Consider the following 4,258-nt stretch of genomic DNA (forward strand, 5'->3'; position numbering starts at 1 on the left):
CCCGCGCGGTCCGTCCGCCGGCAGGTCGCCGCCGGGCGGGGAAGTGCGGGTCGGGCTCGCGCGGGCCGGGTCCGGTTGCCGTGGTGGACGCGCCGCCCGTGTCGGCGTCGAGTGCGGTGATGCCGGTGAGGAACGCGGTCCCGTCCCGGAGGGGCGGGAGGGGGACCGGGCGGACACCGCCCGGGGTGCCCGGGGTCGCCACCCGGTGGCCGGCGTCGCTCGCGCGTCTCGCGCGGGTGTCCCGCGGCCTCTCCTCGAATCCGCGCGGCGCAGCCTCCGTCACGGTGTCATGACGGCAGGGGACGCGGCCTCCCAGGCGAACCCGTCCGGGTCGGTGAAGGCACCCGTACCGCCGCCGATCACCAGTCGGTGCGATCCGCTCCCCTCCGCGGGGACGCCGAGGTCCTTGGCGAGGGCACGGCGCCGGTACAGCGCCAGCTTGACGGGGCTCGACTCCCCGCCGGCGAACTCGACGTACGTACGGCCGAAGCTCTTCGCCACGGTGAGGCCCCGCTCGACGTAGAACCGCTTGCTCGCGGCCACGTCCGCGACGCCGAGCAGCAGCACGATCTCGTCGATCCGCCGGGTCGCGGGGCCGCGGTCCTTCTTCGACGAGGTCGCGACCTTCCAGATCGTCCCGTCCGGGGCCTGTACGACACCGCCGTACCCCCAGAGCGACTTCGCGGCCGGCTTCAGCGGTACGGCACCGGCCTCCACGGCGGTGCCGATGAGGCTGTCCACGTCGGCCGGCCGGGACACCGTGAGCCCCAGCGTGAACCCGCGGAACCCGCTCGTGGCCGCCTCCGAGGCCCGCAGCCCTATCCGCGAGTCCAGCCCGAAGGCGGCGGTCTGGAACCGGCGTGCGGCCGCGGTGTCGGCCACGTCGAGCGTCACACTGTCGATGAACGTCATGCCCTTCACGCTAGGAGCCCTCCGCCTCCCGGGGCTTCTCGATTCCTGACCGGTCTTCTCCGGCACCTGCACCGGCACCTGCACCGGCGCGGCCGTCCGGCCGGCCGCGCCGTGGCCGTGACGCCGGCGGGTCGGTGCGGACGGTCGCAGGCCCGGGCCCAGGCCCGTCGCGTAGCCGGCGATGCTGTCCTCGTGGCCGTGCCGGAAGCGTTTGATCACGCGCTGGACGGGCCAGATGACGGAGTCGTCGGGGAGGCGGAGCGTGAGGTCCACCTCACTGTGCGGGTCCTCGTCGTCGGTCTCCCAGACCCCGCCGGCACTGCGCCGGACCGTCTCGCCCAGGTAGGCGCCGAGGGCGAACAGGCGCGCCTTCAGGTCCGTCGCGAGGAGGCCCCCGGGCACCGCGACCCCGTGGTCGCTGTGCTCGGCCATGAAGCGTTCGACGTCCCGCAGGCTCGCGGGCGTGAAGTCCGCCCGGTACCCGGAGCCGTTGAGCGCGCGGGCGATCCAGGCGGCGCTGGTGCGGACGTCGTCCAGGAGGTTGCGTGCGTCGGCGGCGGTCGCAGTCATGTCCGGGATCCTCGCCGATGGCACTGACAACGGGCGGCTCAGCCCTTGACGGCCTCCGCGATCCGCAGGGCCGCCTCGGCGGGCGTGAGGTGCGTGGTGTCGATGACCTCGGCCTCGCGGTGCAGCCAGGTGCGGGCCGCCTCGGCGTAGGGCTCCAGGTGGCCGAGACGGAACGGGGAGTCCGGGCCGAGGACCGTGTCCCCCGCGATGCGTCGGCGGAGGGTCTCCCGGTCGGCGTGGAGGACGAAGTGCCGTACCGGGACGGCATGGCGCGCGAGGCCCGTGCTGATCTCGCGCCAGTACTCCTCGACCAGGACGGTCATGGGCATCACCAGGGTGCCGCCGGTGTAGTCGAGTACGCGGCGGGCGGTCTCGACCACGAGGGGCCGCCACGGCGGCCAGTGCTGGAAGTTGCCCGTCCGGGGCAATTCCGGAGTGATGTCCATGAGCGTCTCGCCGACCTTCTCGGCGTCGAGCACCCGTGAGTCCGGGAGCAGCCGCTGCACGAGCGCACCGGTCGTCGTCTTGCCCGCGCCGTGGGTGCCGTTGATCCATACGATCACGGGCCCCACGCTAGTGCCCCGTCCGGCGCGGTTGCGGTGCTTCCCGGAATCCGCCTGTGCCGTGGCGCACTATTGCAAGCAGGTGCTTGCAATAGTTAGCGAGGTGCGGCACGGTGGGGGTATGGCATCGCTCAACGTCGGCAATCTCGGTGAGTACCTGCGCGAGCAGCGGCGCAGTGCGCAGTTGTCGCTGCGGCAGCTCGCCGACGCCGCCGGGGTGTCCAATCCGTATCTCAGCCAGATCGAGCGCGGGCTGCGCAAGCCGAGCGCGGAGGTGCTGCAGCAGGTCGCCAAGGCGCTGCGGATCTCCGCCGAGACGCTGTACGTCCGGGCCGGCATCCTCGACGCCGAGCGGGACCGGTCCGAGGTCGAGACGCGGGCCGCCGTCCTCGCCGATCCCACGCTGACCGGGCGTCAGAAGCAGGTGCTGCTCCAGATCTACGAGTCGTTCCGCAAGGAGAACGGGTTTGGGAGCGCCGAGGACGGTGAGGCGACGCCCGGGGATTCCGAGGCCGTCGACGCCCCCGCGGGCGACACGGCCGGCGACAGCGACAGCAGTCCGCGGCGGACGGCCGGCTGAACCGGACCAGGGCACCGGCCGCCCGCCGCGGACCACACAGAACCCTCAGCCGAAAACGAATCCGGGAGGACCATCACCATGGCCATCACCGACGACCTGCGCAAGACCTTCAGCAACCCGACCCCGCTCTACTTCGCCGCCGGCACCGCCGACCTCGCGTTGCAGCAGGCCAAGAAGGTGCCGGCCCTGGTGGAGCAGCTGCGCGCCGAGGCCCCGGCCCGTATCGAGGCCGTGCGCAACACCGACCCCAAGGCCGTCCAGGAGCGGGCGACCGTCCGGGTCCGGGAGACGCAGGAGAACCTCCAGAACAAGGTCGGCGAGCTCTTCGGCTCGCTCGACACCGACCTGAAGAAGCTCGGCGAGAACGCCCAGGACCTCGCGCTGCGCGGGGTCGGCATCGCCGCCGAGTACGCCGTCAAGGCCCGCGAGACCTACGAGAAGGTCGCCGAGCACGGCGAGCAGGCCGTGAGGACCTGGCGCGGCGACGCCGCCGAGGGCATCGAGGACATCGCCGTCGCCGTCGAGCCGCCGGCGGCCGAGCCGAAGCCCGCGCCCCGGCCGGAGCCGGTCGAGCCGGTCGAGGTCGAGGACGACACGCCCGCCGCGGTGAAGAAGCCCGCCGCCAAGAAGGCCCCGGCGCGCAAGAACACGGCGAAGAAGACGACTCCGCCCGCGAAGTAGGCGGGACGGAACCGGACGGGCCGGGCACTCTCGCGGTGCCCGGCCCGTTGTCCGGGTAGCCGGCCGGTGGTTGCGGGTACGGTGACGGCGTAGAGGACGAGCCGAGTCTGGTGGTGGACGTTGTGCTGATGCAGGGCTTCGCGGGGTTCATGTGGCTGCTGAGCATGGCCCTGATCGTGTTCAGCGGCTTCGCGCTGATCGACGCCGCCACGCGCCGTGAGGACGCCTACCGCGCGGCCGACAAGAAGACCAAGCCGTTCTGGCTGATCATCCTCGCCCTCGCCTTCGTGGTGAACCTGATCTTCAACATCCTGTCGTTCCTGCCGATCATCGGGCTGATCGCGACCATCGTGTACATGGTCGACGTCCGCCCCGCCCTCCGCGGTCTGTCCGGCGGCGGGCGCTCCCGCAGGGGCTCCAGCAGCGACGGCCCCTACGGGCCGTACAACGGCGGCCGCTGACCCGAAGGCGCCCCGTGCCCCGGAAGGGGCGCGGGACGGTATCGGCGCGCGGGCGCGACCGGCCACGACGGACCGGTGTCCGCCGTGCGGCACACCCCGGACGGCGGTCTTCCGCTCACACCGCCCGGTCCAGCAGCAGCACCGCCACGTCGTCCGTCAGCTCGCCCCCGTTGAGGTCCCGGACCTCGTTGACGGCGGTCCGCAGCAGCTCCTCCCCGCGCAGCCCCGCGGAGAGCTGGCGGCGGATCATCTCCACCATGCCGTCCTGGCCGAGCCGCTCCCCGGTGTCGCCGACCTTGCCCTCGATCAGGCCGTCGGTGTAGAGCATCAGGCTCCACTCGGCGCCCAGCTCCACCTGCATCCGCGGCCAGCGGGCGCCCGGCAGCAGCCCGAGCGCCGGGCCGTTGTTGTCGTACGGCAGCAGCCGCGCGGGGTGCCCGGGGCGGGCGAGCAGCGGCGACGGGTGGCCGGCCAGGCACAGGCCCGCCCGG

Annotated in this window: 6 protein-coding genes and 1 pseudogene; 3 read left to right on the forward strand and 4 right to left on the reverse strand. The window is 73.0% G+C overall.

The genetic code is table 11. The annotated features are described in order from the left end of the window. The 3 genes and pseudogenes from B7767_RS47285 to B7767_RS15025 form a co-directional block, all read right to left on the reverse strand. A pseudogene (locus tag B7767_RS47285) lies at positions 1-283 on the reverse strand (hypothetical protein); the annotation flags it as partial. Further along, positions 280-912: a glyoxalase gene (locus B7767_RS15020; RefSeq protein WP_085572635.1), complete on the reverse strand. Its 633-nt coding sequence runs from the start codon at positions 910-912 to the stop codon at positions 280-282. The gene B7767_RS15020 and the pseudogene B7767_RS47285, both read right to left, overlap by 4 nt. A 608-nt stretch (positions 913-1,520) precedes the next feature. After that, positions 1,521-2,045, reverse strand: coding sequence for an AAA family ATPase (locus B7767_RS15025; protein WP_085572636.1), 525 nt, complete (start codon positions 2,043-2,045; stop codon positions 1,521-1,523). Between the two features lie 121 nt (positions 2,046-2,166). On the opposite strand from B7767_RS15025, the gene B7767_RS15030 reads away from it, so the two are divergent. From B7767_RS15030 to B7767_RS15040, 3 genes are all read left to right on the forward strand, one after another. Further along, entirely contained in the window at positions 2,167-2,625 is a 459-nt protein-coding gene (locus tag B7767_RS15030) for a helix-turn-helix domain-containing protein (RefSeq protein ID WP_085572633.1), read from the forward strand. Positions 2,626-2,703: 78 nt separating this feature from the next. Further along, positions 2,704-3,306 carry a hypothetical protein gene (locus tag B7767_RS15035; protein WP_085572634.1) on the forward strand — a complete coding sequence of 201 codons (603 nt, stop codon included), beginning with the start codon at positions 2,704-2,706 and terminating at the stop codon, positions 3,304-3,306. 128 nt (positions 3,307-3,434) lie between these two features. After that, positions 3,435-3,767 carry a DUF2516 family protein gene (locus B7767_RS15040; RefSeq protein ID WP_079194921.1) on the forward strand — a complete coding sequence of 111 codons (333 nt, stop codon included), beginning with the start codon at positions 3,435-3,437 and terminating at the stop codon, positions 3,765-3,767. Between the two features lie 115 nt (positions 3,768-3,882). On the opposite strand, the gene B7767_RS15045 is transcribed toward B7767_RS15040, so the two are convergent. Then, the coding region (locus B7767_RS15045; RefSeq protein ID WP_143652470.1) for a PP2C family protein-serine/threonine phosphatase at positions 3,883-4,258 on the reverse strand (376 nt) is incomplete at its 5' end.

Origin of the sequence: Streptomyces sp. 13-12-16 (assembly GCF_002114215.1) — a bacterium.
GTDB lineage: Bacteria > Actinomycetota > Actinomycetes > Streptomycetales > Streptomycetaceae > Streptomyces.

Coding starts and splice junctions, on each gene's coding strand:
- B7767_RS15040 (WP_079194921.1), top strand. CDS start 3,435: ATGCAGGGCTTCGCGGGGTTCATGTGGCTGCTGAGCATGGCCCTGATC.
- B7767_RS15035 (WP_085572634.1), top strand. CDS start 2,704: ATGGCCATCACCGACGACCTGCGCAAGACCTTCAGCAACCCGACCCCG.
- B7767_RS15030 (WP_085572633.1), top strand. CDS start 2,167: ATGGCATCGCTCAACGTCGGCAATCTCGGTGAGTACCTGCGCGAGCAG.
- B7767_RS15020 (WP_085572635.1), bottom strand. CDS start 912: ATGACGTTCATCGACAGTGTGACGCTCGACGTGGCCGACACCGCGGCC.